General features: G+C 62.9%; 15 protein-coding genes. 12 read left to right on the forward strand and 3 right to left on the reverse strand.

The features are described 5' to 3' along the window. Positions 1 to 27: 27 nt before the first annotated feature. Complete coding sequence (gene dph5 / locus O8W32_08210; protein WII09144.1) at positions 28 to 828, forward strand: diphthine synthase; 801 nt, start codon at positions 28 to 30, stop codon at positions 826 to 828. Then, complete coding sequence (locus O8W32_08215; GenBank protein WII09145.1) at positions 828 to 1,847, forward strand: class I SAM-dependent methyltransferase family protein; 1,020 nt, start codon at positions 828 to 830, stop codon at positions 1,845 to 1,847. The genes dph5 and O8W32_08215 overlap by 1 nt, the downstream gene beginning before the upstream one ends. Here O8W32_08215 and dcd read toward each other — a convergent pair. After that, positions 1,816 to 2,310 (reverse strand): dCTP deaminase, encoded by a 495-nt coding sequence (dcd, locus tag O8W32_08220; GenBank protein WII09146.1) that lies wholly within the window; start codon positions 2,308 to 2,310, stop codon positions 1,816 to 1,818. The genes O8W32_08215 and dcd overlap by 32 nt on opposite strands. Positions 2,311 to 2,566: 256 nt before the next feature. On the opposite strand from dcd, the gene O8W32_08225 reads away from it, so the two are divergent. From O8W32_08225 to O8W32_08245, 5 genes are read left to right on the forward strand one after another with little or no spacing between them, the layout of a single operon-like run. Next, positions 2,567 to 3,682, forward strand: a complete 1,116-nt coding sequence (locus O8W32_08225) for a histidinol-phosphate transaminase (GenBank protein WII09147.1) — start codon at positions 2,567 to 2,569, stop codon at positions 3,680 to 3,682. Next, positions 3,683 to 4,723 (forward strand): adenosylcobinamide-phosphate synthase CbiB, encoded by a 1,041-nt coding sequence (gene cbiB / locus O8W32_08230; protein ID WII09148.1) that lies wholly within the window; start codon positions 3,683 to 3,685, stop codon positions 4,721 to 4,723. It begins immediately after the preceding gene. Between the two features lies 1 nt (position 4,724). Next, positions 4,725 to 5,846 carry a bifunctional adenosylcobinamide hydrolase/alpha-ribazole phosphatase CbiS gene (gene cbiS / locus O8W32_08235; GenBank protein WII09149.1) on the forward strand — a complete coding sequence of 374 codons (1,122 nt, stop codon included), beginning with the start codon at positions 4,725 to 4,727 and terminating at the stop codon, positions 5,844 to 5,846. Further along, entirely contained in the window at positions 5,827 to 6,669 is an 843-nt protein-coding gene (gene cobS, locus O8W32_08240) for an adenosylcobinamide-GDP ribazoletransferase (protein ID WII09150.1), read from the forward strand. The genes cbiS and cobS overlap by 20 nt, the downstream gene beginning before the upstream one ends. Further along, positions 6,670 to 7,269, forward strand: coding sequence for an NTP transferase domain-containing protein (locus O8W32_08245; GenBank protein WII09151.1), 600 nt, complete (start codon positions 6,670 to 6,672; stop codon positions 7,267 to 7,269). Between the two features lie 29 nt (positions 7,270 to 7,298). On the opposite strand, the gene O8W32_08250 is transcribed toward O8W32_08245, so the two are convergent. After that, positions 7,299 to 9,749 carry a DNA topoisomerase I gene (locus O8W32_08250; GenBank protein ID WII09152.1) on the reverse strand — a complete coding sequence of 817 codons (2,451 nt, stop codon included), beginning with the start codon at positions 9,747 to 9,749 and terminating at the stop codon, positions 7,299 to 7,301. 155 nt (positions 9,750 to 9,904) lie between these two features. On the opposite strand from O8W32_08250, the gene O8W32_08255 reads away from it, so the two are divergent. Together O8W32_08255 and O8W32_08260 are read left to right on the forward strand one after the other, a co-directional pair. Continuing rightward, positions 9,905 to 10,468, forward strand: a complete 564-nt coding sequence (locus O8W32_08255) for a hypothetical protein (GenBank protein ID WII09153.1) — start codon at positions 9,905 to 9,907, stop codon at positions 10,466 to 10,468. Next, on the forward strand, positions 10,465 to 10,995 hold the full coding sequence (locus O8W32_08260) for a hypothetical protein (GenBank protein WII09154.1): 531 nt from the start codon (positions 10,465 to 10,467) through the stop codon (positions 10,993 to 10,995). Before O8W32_08255 ends, O8W32_08260 begins: the two co-directional genes overlap by 4 nt. Positions 10,996 to 11,046: 51 nt before the next feature. Here the strand turns inward: O8W32_08260 and nikR are convergent, their stop codons facing one another. Continuing rightward, entirely contained in the window at positions 11,047 to 11,490 is a 444-nt protein-coding gene (gene nikR, locus O8W32_08265) for a nickel-responsive transcriptional regulator NikR (protein WII09155.1), read from the reverse strand. A gap of 126 nt (positions 11,491 to 11,616) precedes the next feature. On the opposite strand from nikR, the gene O8W32_08270 reads away from it, so the two are divergent. Genes O8W32_08270 through O8W32_08280 form a run of 3 tightly spaced genes read left to right on the forward strand, consistent with a single transcriptional unit; the run spans position 11,617 to position 14,354 of the window. After that, entirely contained in the window at positions 11,617 to 12,411 is a 795-nt protein-coding gene (locus O8W32_08270) for an asparagine synthase C-terminal domain-containing protein (GenBank protein ID WII09156.1), read from the forward strand. 9 nt (positions 12,412 to 12,420) lie between these two features. Beyond that, the gene (locus O8W32_08275) at positions 12,421 to 13,695 is read left to right on the forward strand and encodes a bifunctional folylpolyglutamate synthase/dihydrofolate synthase (GenBank protein WII09157.1); all 1,275 of its coding nucleotides are present in this window, start codon (positions 12,421 to 12,423) and stop codon (positions 13,693 to 13,695) included. Then, positions 13,674 to 14,354: an endonuclease III gene (locus O8W32_08280; GenBank protein ID WII09158.1), complete on the forward strand. Its 681-nt coding sequence runs from the start codon at positions 13,674 to 13,676 to the stop codon at positions 14,352 to 14,354. The genes O8W32_08275 and O8W32_08280 overlap by 22 nt, the downstream gene beginning before the upstream one ends. Positions 14,355 to 14,425 lie beyond the last annotated feature (71 nt).

Here is a 14,425-nt window from a genome sequence, read left to right on the forward strand (position 1 = left end):
TAGATGTGAAAGTTACATGTCACGATTATGACACCCGAGCTCGATTTCGTAGGTCTCGGCCTGAGCGGCGTGGACGGCATGACCGTGAAGGCGTTCAACGCTCTGAAGGAATGCGACAGGATATTCGCGGAGTTCTACACCTCCAATCTCATCGGCGCCTCCGCGGAAGATCTCGAGAAGGCCCTGGGGAAGAAGATCGAGATCGTCTACCGTTCCGAGGTCGAGGAGGGCCACAGGATCATCGACAGCGCCAAAGAGTGCAGGACCGCCTTCGTGACCGCCGGCGACACGATGCTCGCGACCACCCACGTGGACCTCATGATCCAGGCGAAGTACGAGAACATCCCCGTGAAGGTGTTCAACGGGGTCTCGATCTTCAGCGCCTGCCCTACATGCTTCGGCCTCCAGCCCTACAAGTTCGGGAGGGCGGTCACCCTGCCGTTCCTCGAGAAAGGGTGGCAGCCCAAGTCCCCCTACGACCACATCATGGAGAACAAGAAGCGCGGTCTCCACACCATGATCCTCCTGGACATCCGCGCCGAGGAGCTGCGCTACATGACCGCCAAGGACGCCATCGAGTGGCTCCTGGCCGGGGAGGAGAAGTGGGGTGAGGGACTCATAGACGACAAGACCCTCCTCTGCGTGGTCTCCCATGCGGGAGCGCCGGACCAGAAGGTTTCCGCCGGCTACCCGAAGGACCTCCTGAAGATGGACCTCGGGTCTCCCCTGCAGACCCTCGTCCTGCCGGGCGAGCTCCACTTCATGGAAGCGGAGGCCCTGGTGGACTTCGCCGGAGCTCCCAAAGAGATCATCAAGGACGATGAATGATGGCCAGGTGCATTCGTGTCCCGAAGAAGGGCGCCGAGCCTCTGAGGGAGGCCCTTATGGAGCAGGGCCTCCTGGACCTGGACCACAGGATCCGCCGTGACGGGGACTTCATCCTCATCCCGGTGCTGGCCGATTCCTTCGGCGGCTATGAGGCCGAGGAGGCCGACCTCGAGGTCCAGGAGCACGGCGAGACCGATTACCGGAACCTCTCCGGGGTCCCCGAGGGTCTCAGGGATCTCCTGCCGTCCTCGTTCGATGTCGTCGGCGACATCGCGATTATGAAGCTTCCCGATGAACTGCTTCCTTACAAGGCGGGCATCGGCGAGGCCTTGCTCAAAACTGAGCATGGGGTCCGGGCGGTGTTCCTCGACGGGGGTGTCAAGGGCGAGTTCAGGATCCGCGACCTCGAGAAGATCGCCGGCGAAGGCACTTCCGAGACGGTCCACCGCGAGTACGGCACCAGGATGATGACCGACCCGTCCAAGGTCTACTTCAACCCCCGCCTGGCCACCGAGAGGGCAAGGGTCGCCTCGCTCGTAAGGGACGGCGAGGTCATCATCGACATGTTCGCGGGAGTGGCGCCTTTCGGCACCGTGATCGCGCGCCATGCGCATCCCGCGAAGATATATTCCATCGACCTGAACCCAGAATGCGAGAGGTTCATGCGCGAGAACATCCGCATGAACGGGATAACCTGCATGGAGGCCATCATCGGGGACTCGACGCAGGTCATAAAGGGCCTGCCGAAGGCGGACCGCATAATCATGAACCTCCCGCAGATGGCCGACCGGTTCCTGGACTCCGCTCTCCGTGCCGCGAAGCCGTCCGGTACGATCCACATGCACCGGGTGATGGAGCGCTCCGCGTTGGAGGATTTCGAGCGGGACCTCGTATCCCGGATGGCCTCCGAGGGCCTGGGGATGAGGATCGTCCGCGTTCAGGAGCTGAAGACGTACTCGCCAACCATGAGCGTGTACGTCTTCGACATCATGCCTGAGGCTGCTGATTCTTCGGAGTGAGCGTGACCCCGGTCTGGCCCTGGTAATGCCCCGAGCGCTTCTCGTAGCTCTTCTCAGAAGGGGAGCTCATCGTCTGGAAGACCAGCTGGCAGTAGCGCTCCCCGATGGGGATCTCGAGCTCGCTGTCCGAGGTGTTGTAGGATCCGAGGGTCAGGGTGCCTTCGAACCCTGCATCGACCATACCGAAGGCGGCCACCGTGCCCTTCCTGATCCAGGTGGTCCTCAGCCAGAGGTTGCCGCAGATATCGTCGGCCATCTTAACCCTCTCAACGGTGGATACGAAGAACATGGTCTTCGGGGGGATCCTGACGGTCCCTTCCTTCACGATGCTGCCGTTGACCGAGATCTCCGCGACGCGGAGGTCGTAGCCGTTGGGGGTCAGGCTCTTCTCGCTGTAATCGGAGATGCCGATGCGGCCGGTCTTCATGCAGTGCAGGATATCTCTGTCGGAGAGTATCGTCATGCTCAGCACATGCTCCAACGGACTATTATCGGTATCGGAAGGCGGATCCCGGGGCAGCGATGGACGGATTGCGCCTTCCTTTTCACTTTATTTAAATATTGTTCTTATGGGATGCTCAATCCAAGCCGTTCTGTCCGACGGATTCCGCATCCTGCGGATGCTGGCACATTTCCATTCCGGCGGAAACCGGGCGGGGCCGAATGGATGGGATGTCCGACATATTATTATCGTACCCGCCTATATGCGGGCAGATAAGATGAGGTTCGAGCCGAGGAAGGAGATAGCGGACCTCCCCGCGACCGTTCACGGGGGCCAGGGATGGCGCTATGCCGGCGTGGAGGACTACAGTCAGAACCTGAACCCGTTCGGTCCTCCCCCGGAACTTGCTGATGCGATAGTCGGCGCCATGTCCCAGATGGGCCACTATCCCGACGCTTCGAACGCCGAGCCCCGCCGCGCCCTCGCAGAGGCGTACGGCGTCCCTGCCGAATGCATCTCCATGGGCGCCGGGTCCTCGGAGATCATCAGGGACTTCCCGAACGTCTTCTGCGCGAAAGGCGACAGGGTCCTTCTCATGCATCCGTCCTTCGCCGAGTACGCCCAGCAGTGCCGCATCGCGGGCGCCGAGGTGTCCTACATGGAGCTGGAGCCGGAGAACGGCTTCAGAATAGATGAGGTGGCCCTCTCCGCCAGGCTCAGGGAGGAGCCCTATAAGGCGGTCTACATCTGCAACCCCAACAACCCCACCGGGGTCATCGAGGACAGGGCCAAGCTGGAGCGCATCATCTCAGAGGCTTCGGACCTGGGCACCCTGGTGTTCCTCGACGAGACCCTGCTCGCCCTCTCGGACCCCGACGGCACGAGGACCATGATCCCGCGCATCGGCAGGTACGATAACCTCGTCATCGCCGATTCCTATACCAAGAGCTTCGCGGTCCCCGGATTGAGGATCGGGTTCTGCATATCCTCGCCCGAGATCGCGGAGCAGATGGCCAAGGTCCAGCTCCCGTGGAACCTCGGCGTCGCCGAGCAGGCGGCCGCCGTCTATCTGGCGGGAAGGCTGGATTATGTGAGGTCGGCGGCCTGCGAGCTCCGCAGGGAGTCCGAGCGCATGGAACGCGAGCTGTCCGGCATAGGCTTCCCGTGCGTGCATACCGACTCGTTCTTCAGGTTCGCGCCTGTCGGGACCGCCGCCCGCGACGGCCGCGGCCTGCAGGAGAAGATGCTCCGCCATGGGATCATGATCAGGGACTGCGCCTCCTTCGGCGGCAGGTTCGCCGGATACGTGAGGTACTGCGCCAAGGACAGCGAGCGCGACGGCCGCTTCATCGAGGCGGCGGAAGCCGTGATGAAGGAAACGGAAGGCCTTTGAATGGAACTGTGGGCCGACGGTATACTGATCGCTGTCGCCGCGCTGCTGATCGACCGCTACATCGGCGACGTCCCGAACAAGTACCATCCCCTGAGGTGGATGGGGAACCTGCTGGACGCCATGGACCGCAGGATACACGACCGGAAGTCCAAGATGTGCGTCCTCTACGGGTTCCTGGGATATGTCGTCATCCTCCTGATCTTCGGCGGCGCGGCGCTGACTATCACGGCAGTCCTCCGCAGGGGCCTGGAGGGCGTGATGGAGTTCAGCATCTTCGGGATCGAGGGAGACCTGGGGGAGGTCCTGTGGATCATCGTCTCCGGGCTGTTTCTCAAGGTAACCTTCGCGCTCTTCGCGTTCAGGAGGTTCTGCTCTCCGATACAGGACGACCTCAGGGAGGGCCGCCTGGACGATGCAGCCGACAAGACCCAGATGATGGTCAACCGCAGGACCAGGGGCATGGACGAGGCGCACATCGCCTCGTCGTGCTGCGAGACGGTGTCCGAGAACCTCGTGGACAGTGTGGTGTCCCCCCTCTTCTACTACGGCCTCCTGGGGCTCCCCGGGGCCATCGCTTTCAGGTGCTCCAACATGATGGACGCCATGTGGGGCCACGTGAACGAGAAATACTACGTCCTGGGCCATTTCCCGGCGAGGCTCGACGACGTCCTGGGGTTCATCCCCTCCAGGCTCGCCCCGTTCTTCGAGCAGCTGGCCGCCTGGCTCATGCGGCTAAAGGGCAGGAAGTCTGCGGTGAGGGCCGCCGTCCGCGAGCACAGGAAGACGCCCAGCCCCAACAGCGGATGGCCAATGACGGCCGCTGCCGCCGCCCTGGGGATCTCGTTCGAGAAGGAAGGGGTCTACGTCATGGGCGAGGGCCCCCTTCCGTCGGTAGACGATATATCCAGATGCTGCCGCCTGATAGAGGCCACGTCCCTGCTCTTCGCTGTCATAGCGGTGTTCCCCCTGTCGGCGCTGCTGGGAGTGCATGTACAGGTTTTCGCAGAGGACTTCATCCTCGGTCTGCTAGGAGTGTTCTGAAATGAAGTATGTGCGCGGTTGCGAGGTGATCGACGAGGGCGGCGGGAACGCCACCGCCGTCATCCGCCTCACAGAGAAGATGGAGGTGCTCAGCAGCGCCCCCATGAACGGAGGGGAGGCCCTCACCGATACGGTGTTCATCATGCAGGTCCCCCACGACTACGACAGCGTGGACTACCTGGCCGACCTGGAGGCCGTCAGGCGCAGGCATTCCCTGCCCGAAGACTCTGTGGGGTTCATGACGGCGGCCGAGGTGAAGCATGTGTTCTCCGTCTCGGAGGACAGCTTCGGCGATGCGAGCGCGTTCGTGGCCGCCACGGCGGGCGCCACCAACGCGGTGGAGGCCGGGCAGGAGCTGGACCGCTGGGAGGAGAGGAAGGCCAGGTCTGAGGAGATATCGAGGAGGCTCGCCGGAACCATCAACATCGTGGCGGTCTCATCGGTGCCGCTAGATACCGCCGGCAAGACAAACCTGTTCATCCCGATCGTGGAGGCCAAATCCCTCGCGATGCGCGACATAGGGTACAGGGAGACCGGCACCACCTCCGATGCGATGGCCGTCATCTCCCCGGTATCGCCGAGGAGGTTCGGCTTCGCGGGCACAGGCACCGACATCGGCATATCGGTCGCCAGAGGGGTCAGGAAGGCGGTCGCGGAGTGTCTGCGCAAGCGCGGGGAATCGCCGGAGCCGGAGAGCGCCCTCAGGATGCTGCTGCGCCACAAGGTCACCCCCGGGATGCTCTGGGACTGCGCTTCCGCTCTCGGCCTCGACGAAGGGGTCCGCGGGAAGTTCAAGGAGACCGCGGAGGCCATGGCCTCGGACCCGGACATATGCGCCGTGGTATGGGGCATCCTGTCGGCCGGCTCTGCATCCGACAAGGGGCTCCTGTGCGGGCAGGACCCGGATTATCCGGTAGAGGTCCTCTCGGACGGGACCTGGGGGATATTCCTGGCAGGGAAGATATCTGAGGACAGGGGAGGCGATTCCACCATCGATCTGATGAGGATGCGCCCTCTCAAAGACACTATGATCAAAGAATACGCCGAGGTCGCCGCCTACGGGCTGGTGGGCGGGGTCGTCGGTTACATGACGGGGTTCTCCGATGAGCGACGGCAGTGCTGAATCAGGAAAGGGAGGCATCGCCGCCGCCCTGAAGGCGATGATCTCGTTCTTCACCATCATCCGCCTCGATGTCGGGCAGACGGAGTTCGAATCCATGGAACGCAGGTTCTGGCTGGCGCCGGTCATCGGCCTGCTCAACGGCCTTGTCGCCGGGTTCATCGTGCTGCTCCTCATCGAATGCGGGGTCTCCTCGACGGTCGCGGCGGTGTTCGTGCTCGTCACTCCGTTCCTGTTCTCCAAATTCCTGCACTTCGACGGGCTGACCGACTTCGGGGACGGGATGGTTGTCTCTTCTGGTAAGCGCGAGGACCACATACGCGCCCTCAAGGACACCCTGGTCGGCGCCGGAGGCATCGGGACGGCCATAACCGTATGCCTGATATCCTTCGCCTGCTATTGCGGGCTCTCGATATACTGGCTCATCTTCCCGGCCGTTATGATCGCCGAGATCGCCACCAAGAACGCCCAGGTGTTCGCGGCGGCCTGGGGGGAGCCCGGGAACGGCATGGCCTCCCGCCAGGTGGGGTTCACGAACAAATCCTCCGCTGTGCGTTCCCTGATCCTCTCGGCCGTTCTTTTCATCCTCGTGTGGCTGGCCTACATCATCATCGCAGGCAACCTTGGATGGCACAAAGAAGGCCAACTGGTCGCGTACTTCGCCGTGCTGGCACTTATCATATCGTCCGTCTCGGGCTGGATCATGGCGCGCAACGCCAACCGGGTCTTCGGGTTCGTGAACGGCGATATCCTCGGGGCATCGAACGAGATCTGCCGCGCGGCCGTGCTGACGGCCTTCTGCATCATAGCCGGGCTGTGGTTCTGAATGGAAGCGCTCATCAACGCCGGCGGCAAGGGCACCCGCATGGGCCCGATGGGGATCGAGAAGCCCATGCAGCCCATCGGCGGCGCGCCGGTGGTGTGGAGGGCGGTGAGCGCCATGCTGTCGGCGGACGGCATCTCCCGCGTGGTGGTGTCGGTGAGCCACAACACTCCCGAGACCGAACGCTACCTGAACGGCATGGGGATAGAGACCATCAGGACCTCCGGCGAGGACTTCATGATGGACCTGCATGACGCCTTCAGCGTTCTTGACGGGGATTACGTCATGACCTGCCCTTCCGACATGCCCCTGATAACCGACATCGCCGTCGAGGAGGCCCTGAGGGCCTTCCGCCCGGAGATGGAGTCCATGATCGTGATGGTGGATGCCGGCCTGGTCCGCAGGATGGGCATAACCCCGTCGTACACCAGGGAGATAGACGGGAAGGAATGGGTGGTGTCCGGCCTCTCGGTGATGGACAGGAAGGGCACGCTCGAGGGCAGGTACCTCAGGGAGCACTGCCTCCTGACCGATTGGCGCGAGCTCGCGGTGAACGTCAACACGCCTGCCGAGCTCGAGCTCGCGAGAAGCATAATCGGATGACCGGGGGCGGCCGACGGCCGCCGGGCCGGTCACTCTTCGCCGGTGTCCTCGAGCGCGGGGCTCTCGGACTTCTTGGACCTGCGCGCCTGGGTCTTCTTGGCGGACGCGGAGCCCTTCGCCGAGGGGGACTTCCGGACCCTCTTCTTCTTGTCCGGGAGGACGACGGTGATGACCTTCCCCACCTTGCCGTCCGCGGCCTCGCTCTCATCCTTGTCCTTGGACGAGGCGCGCTTCTTCCTGCGGGTGGGGCAGTCCATGTTGATGCACTCTTTCACGTTCCCCATCTGGATGATGGGCGCTCCGCACTCGGGGCAGGCCTCGCCGGTGGGGGTTATGGTCCCCCTGGGCCTCAGCGGGTAGGTCTGTGTGCAGTTCGGCCACTCGGAGCATCCCGCGAACCTCTTGCCGGCGCGGGAGTAGGTGATCCTTATGGTGCCCTTCTTGCAGGTGGGGCAGAGACCCAGGTTGTTCTTCTCCGTGTTGGAGGGGCATTTCGGGTCGATGCACTGGAGGGAGGGGGGCATGCCCCTCCTTATCACCTTGATCTGCGCCAGGCCGCACACCGGGCAGACCGAATCGGTCATCTGGATCATCGCGCCCTTGGGGAGCGGATAGGCCCTCTTGCACTCGGGGTACCCGTTGCAGCCTATGAAGTTCCCGTTCTTCGACTTCTTGACGGTCATGCTGTTGCCGCAGGACGGGCAGATGCCGACGAACTGCTGCTTCTTCAGGGCGGCCTTTATCTCGTCCCCGATGGCCTCGGACTCGGACTCGATCTTCACCGCCACCCCGTGGAGCATGTTCTGGGACTCGGAGACGACGTCCCCGAGCTCCCTCTCGCCGCTGGCGATGGAGATCATGTCCCTCTCGAGCTTGGCGGTCATCTCGGGCTCGGTGATGCCTCCGCCGTGGCGCTCCAGCGCCTTGGTGAGGGCGATCCCGGAGGCGGTCGGCACCAGGTAGTTGCCCTGGACGTAGTTCCTGGAGAACAGCTTCCCGATGATGTCGTGGCGGGTGGACTTGGTGCCGAGCTGCAGGCGGTCCATCTCCTGGATGAGCGAACCCTGGTTGTACCTGTACGGGGGCTTGGTCTGGGACTCGTCGTTGGAGATCCCCCTGACGTCCACGGTGTCGCCGACGGCGAGCTCCGGGACCCTGGACTCGGCGGACCTGAGGTACTTCCCGTAGTACTTCTTCCAGCCCTTCTCCTTCTGAACGTACCCCTCGGCCGCGAAGGGTTCCCCTCCGACGTCGAGCTTCACTTTCGTGACCTCAGCCTGCGCGTTGGGGGCCAGGGTCGCCAGGAAGCGCCTGACGATTAGTTCGTAGAGCTTCCACTTGTCTCCTTTCATCTTCTTGGAGGAAGCAGCAGCTGTCGGGTAGATAGGCGGATGGTCCGTCGTCCTCCTCTTGCCGCGGGACGGGGAGATCTTCTCCTGCGCGAGGATCTCAGATGCTTCCTCCTTGAAGTCGTCCGATTCCTTCAGCCTCTCGAGGACTCCCCTGAGGCCGAGGGTCCTGGGATACTCGGTGTTCTCGGTACGGGGATAGGATATGTATCCGCCGGTGTAGAGGTCCTCGGCGAGCTTCATGGCCGCAGAGGGCGGGATGCCGATCTTGTTGGCCTCGACCTGCATCATGGTGGTGTCGAACGGAGGGGGCCTGTACTCGTCCTTGAGCCCTTTCTCGTAGCTCGAGACGGTCGCCTCCTTGGCCGCGCTCGCCTTGGCGAAGATGGCGTCGGCCTCGTCCTTGTCGAAGATCTTGCCCTTCTCATGCTGCCCCTTGAAGGCCAGCATGCCGAAGCGCCCGTTGATCTCCCAGTAGGGCTGGGGGACGAAGTTCTCGATCTCCTCGTTCCTGTCCACGAGGAGCTTGAGCGTCGGGCTCTGGACGCGGCCGACGGACATGAAGTTCTTCCCTACCTGCCCTGCGGAGAGGGATATGAGGCGGGTGAGGACCGCTCCCCAGGACAGGTCGACGATCTGCCTCGCCTCGGCCGCGTCGGCGAGCTTGGCGTCGGGGTCCACCAGGTTCGAGAACGCCTGCGTGATCTCCCCCTTGGTCAGGGCGCTGAACTTGGCGCGCCTGACCTTGCTCATGTCGACGCCGGCGGCCTTGACGGTCTCCATGCCGATGAGCTCTCCTTCGCGGTCGTAGTCGGTCGCGATGATTATCTCGTCCGCTCCGGCGGACAGTTCGACGATCTTGCTGAGGATGGATTTCACGCGCACGGTCTTGACCTGCGGCGCGCTGACGAGGTCCACCGGGGAAGTGGCCCTCCAATCGGAGTACTGCTCAGGGTAGTCGAGCTCCATGATGTGCCCGCGGAGGGACACGACATTGTAGTCGTCGCCGCCGGCAGTGAAGGTCAGGGAAGTGACCCCTCCGGCCGAAGCGGATTTCTGGGTGCCGTCCGAGAGAATCGAGGCTATCCTGCGTGCCGCGTCTGCCTTCTCGGTGATGATCAGCTTCTTCATCGGACCCCCGACAGAAGGGTCCGTATTTATGATGTGCGATTATTATTATAAATTTAAAATAAAACCAGCAATGGCGGAACAGAGCACCTCGGAAGCATATTTGCCGAATCCATCAACAGTTTGCTTTATAATCGGAATCATGGTTCCCATTATGGATGGATGTAACATCCATATTAGAACGGATCAGGCGCCTCCCGGGAGTAAGGGAAGCGTTCGTCATGACCATGGACCTGAGGCTGCGCATCGAGGCCGAGGAAGGCAGGATACGCGCGACAGGTGGCATGCTGTACGTCAACCGCGGGATGGAGGCCTGCCGCGATGCCGAGGTGCAGATTTGCGTGCTCTCGGACGGCTTCATAACCAACCCGGGGCCGTTCAGGATGGCGATGGAGGACGAGTACGGGAACGTATGCGGGCATGACGCCTGCAGGTCGAACCCGGTCTACCTGCACGAGAACCCGATGTGGGTGGACGACGATTTCGTGATGTACCCCGATGTGATGCTGAAGAGCGAGCCGCGGATATCGATCATGCCTCAGAAGGTCGATTTCCTGGAGGAGGACGGTTTCCGCTGCACCGCCTATCTGCCGGCGCTCACCGCGGACCATATCCTCAAGGAGGCCTCAGGCGGGGACCCCGATTCAGGTTTCGTGAGCACGGTCATCGGCCTGTTCCCGGTCACCGAAAAATACAGGCACTTCGCTATTCCCTCCTCATGAACGAGGAAACGGTCCTCGCAGAGCTCCGCGCCCTGCCCAACATGATCAAATGCCTTGTCCCGGACAGGGAGGACCTCGAGCGGGTCTTCGGCGAGGAGGCCGAGTCCAAGACGTCGTCCGGCATGCCCCTCGACAACCGCGCCCTGACCGAATGCATGGACAGGGGCAGCCACATCTTCGCCGTCTTCAGGGGCGAATTCGACCCCATCCCCTACGTATCAGTTCAGATGGAGGATCCAGACGGGAACATCGTCGGTCAGCAGATACCCATCTCCGAGAGGCCGAGGTACGAAGGCAGGGAAGACCTGGTATGGCTGTCGGACGACTTCTGGATGTCCCCGACGGCGATGGGAGGCGAGATAAAAGTGGTCCTCGTCCCCCAGCACCTCACGGTCATCGGCGGAGGCGACGGCGCCTCCGACCCGGTGGCCATGTACCCATCTCCTCCGGCGGACCGCATTGTGAGGGAGGTCCTCGGCGTCGGGGACGACCCGTCGACGGCCACGGCGGTCATAGGGTACAATTGAAAAATCCCGGACGGCCTCTCGGACCGGCCCGGCAGGGTATGCGCCGGCCGGTCAGTCTTTCCTGAGCCCAACGTAATGCATATGGCCGGTGGTCTTGGAGGCCATCGTGAGCTTGCACCTCTGCACGCCTTTGATGGACCCGATGTCATCGCTCAGGCGCTTGAGGTCACCGAGCTTTCCCTCGACGGCTATGATCTCCATGCAGATTTCGGGGTTCAGGTGCATGTGTATGGTGGTGTAGATGTTCTGGTTCGCGCCGTGCTCCATTTCGGTGAGCTTCTCGGTGAGGCCGGTAACCTCGTGGTTGTACACCATGGTGATGACCCCGCAGACGAGCTCATTCTCGTTCTTCCAATCAGTTTCAGCGAGGGAATCCCTCACCAGGTCGCGGATGGCCTCGGACCTGCTGACATATCCTTTCTTCGCGATGATTTTGTCGAACTCCGCCAGGAGGTCCGGCTCCAGGGAAACGCCTATGCGCGTAACACCTTCCATGCTCCGTCATCTTCATGCGGCTTAATAAAAGTTGCATTTATGCATACTAACAGGATACGAATATGTTTATCGAGTATCACTAAGCGCATAACCAACTATAAAGGCGACAGGCCGATTACCTGGGCGATGAGCGAATTATCCAAACGCACTGCGGAACTCCTGGACGCTTCGGCCGCCAGGCTCTTCAAAGGCCGCGATGTCGCCGTGGCCTTCTCCGGAGGCATAGACTCGGGCATCGTCGCCGCCCTGGCGGTCAGGCATGCCTCCTCCGTCCGCCTGTACACCGCCGGGACCGAGGGGTCGCATGACATCGCGGCCGCCCGCGAGATCGCCCCGCAGATCGGCGCGGAGCTCTCGGAGATCGCCGTCCGCGAATCCGACATCCCGGACATCCTGAGGGAGGTCATGCGCCTGACGGGCAGCGATTCCCCCATGATGCTCTCGTTCGAGCTCCCCCTGTTCTGCGTCCTCAGGTCATGCGGCGAGGGTTTCGTCGCCGGAGGGCAGGGGTCCGACGAGCAGTTCGGCGGATACAGCAAGTACGCCGGCAAAGGGGCCGCCGCCATGCGCGAGGAGATGGCCACGGACATGGGGAGGCTCTTCAGGGAGACCCGCCCCGCCGAGGCGAGGATGGCGCAGGGGTTCGGGAAGGAGATACTGTACCCGTACCTCGACAGGGACCTGGTGGCGTTCATGAGAAGCGCCCCGGACAGCGAGATACTGCCGACGGCCGAGGGGGAGAGAAAGATGCTCCTCTCCGCCGCCGCCCGCGACCTCGGCCTGCCGTTCCTGGCCGACCGCCCCAAGAAGGCCGCCCAGTACGGGTCCGGCACCATGGACGCCGTCAGGCGCATCTGCAAGAAGCGCGGCATAACGTTCAGCCAGCTGGTGTCGCAGCTGAGGAAAGACCTGGACGGATGAGGCGGCGCGATGAGATTCATGACTCCGGAGGAGAGGAAGGAGCTCGACCTGAAGTGGCTGGCCGGGCTGCAGATGCACGGCATAAAGCTGGGCCTGGAGAACATAACGGAGCTGCTGAGGAAGCTCGGCAATCCGCAGAGGACCTATCCCTGCATCCACGTGGCCGGATCGGACGGCAAGGGCTCGACATGCGAGATCATCGCCTCGGTGCTGGAGAAGTCCGGGTTCCGCGTCGGCCTCTACACCTCCCCGGAGGTGCTGGATTTCCGGGAGAGGATCGCCGTGAACGGCGAGCCCATCTCTGAGGACGAGGAGGCGCGCCTGTGCGGCCGCCTGAAGCACGAATGCGACGACATGGCGGAGAGCGGCCGGCAGTGCACGTTCTTCGAGGTCACCACGGCCATGGCGATGATGCACTTCCGCGATGAGAAGGTCGATATCGCCGTGTTCGAGGTGGGCATGGGCGGAAGGTTCGACGCCACCAACGTCGTGACTCCCCTGGTCTCGGTCATAAGCAACATCAGTCTGGAGCACACCGAGTACCTCGGGGACACCATAGAGAAGATAGCATTCGAGAAGGCCGGCATAATAAAGGAGGGCGTGCCCTGCGTCACCATCAATCCGGAGCCTGCCCTCGGCGTGATCAGGAAGAGGGCGGAGGAGATGCACGCTCCCCTGACGGCCGTCGATCCGGAGAAGATCCGCGTGACCAAGAGCACGGAGAAAGGGCCGGAGTTCTCCTATGAAGGGAAGGATTGCTTTGTCTCGATCCCGGGGAGGAACGAGGCCCGGAACGCCTGTCTGGCACTTGAGGCCCTGAAGCTCATGCCGGGATACCGGGAGAAGATAGAGCAGCATGTTCAGGAGGGCATGGCGTCCGCCCGCTGGCCCTGCCGCCTGGAGCGCAGGGGCAGGTACATCATCGACGTCACCCACACACGCGCCGGCGCCGACGGGCTTGCCAAGGATGTGTCGGAGATCTACGGCAGGGTCGTCACCGTGTTCGGGATCCTGAAGGACAAAGACGCCCCGGACATCGCGGCCGACATAGCATCGTTCTCGTCGGCCATCGTGGTGACGCAGCCGGAGGGCCCCCGCGCAAGGCCTGCGGAGGACACCTGGCACATTGTCAAAAAGGTCTTCCCGGCGGCCGAGATGAGGCCCACTGTGGCGGAGGCAGTTGCGAGGGCGGAGGAGATCGCCGGGGAGGATGTCCCGATCCTCATCACCGGCTCGTTCCGGATGGCGGAGGCGTTCCTGAGATGCAGGAAAATGCAGTTGTGACCGCCCTCGACCGCATGGCCGAGGTCTACACCGGGGGCGCCTATCCCGGGAGGAACTCCGAAGGGCTCAACCCTGAATGGCCCCCGGACCCGTTCCACGTGCTCATCGCCACCATACTGTCCCAGAGGACCAAGGACGACAACACGAGGAAGGCCTCCGACGCCCTGTTCTCGAAGTACCCCACTCTCGATGATGTTGCTTCCGCCGACCCGGGCGACGTCGCGACGCTCATCCGCCCCGCAGGGTTCCCCAACCAGAAGTCGAAGGCGATCGTGGAGTGCTGCAGGGAGATCCGCAGCAGGTACGGCGGGAAGGTGCCGGAATCCACCGAGGAGCTGTGCTCCCTGCCGATGGTCGGGAGGAAGACGGCCGCCTGCGTCCAAAGCTACGCCATGGGCATCCCGGCGGTGTGCGTGGACACCCATGTGCACAGGATTTCCAACCTGATGGGCCTGGTGCACACCAAGACGCCGGAGGAGACCGAGTACGCCCTCATGGAGATCACCCCGAAGGAGAGGTGGGCGGATATCAACAGGTACTTCGTCCGCCACGGCCAGGTGGTCTGCCTGCCGAACCATCCGCACTGCGACAGGTGCATGGTCCGCGACCTGTGCGAGTTCGGCTCCGGACAGGGGAAACAGGGCGGCAGGCGGCCGTGACGGGCCGGGAGCGCGGCCCCGGCCATGCATCGTCCTGGCTCCGCGGCGCTGACAGATGCGCACGCGCGTGC

Source organism: Methanomassiliicoccales archaeon LGM-DZ1, from assembly GCA_030168595.1.
Taxonomy (GTDB): domain Archaea; phylum Thermoplasmatota; class Thermoplasmata; order Methanomassiliicoccales; family Methanomethylophilaceae; genus Methanomethylophilus.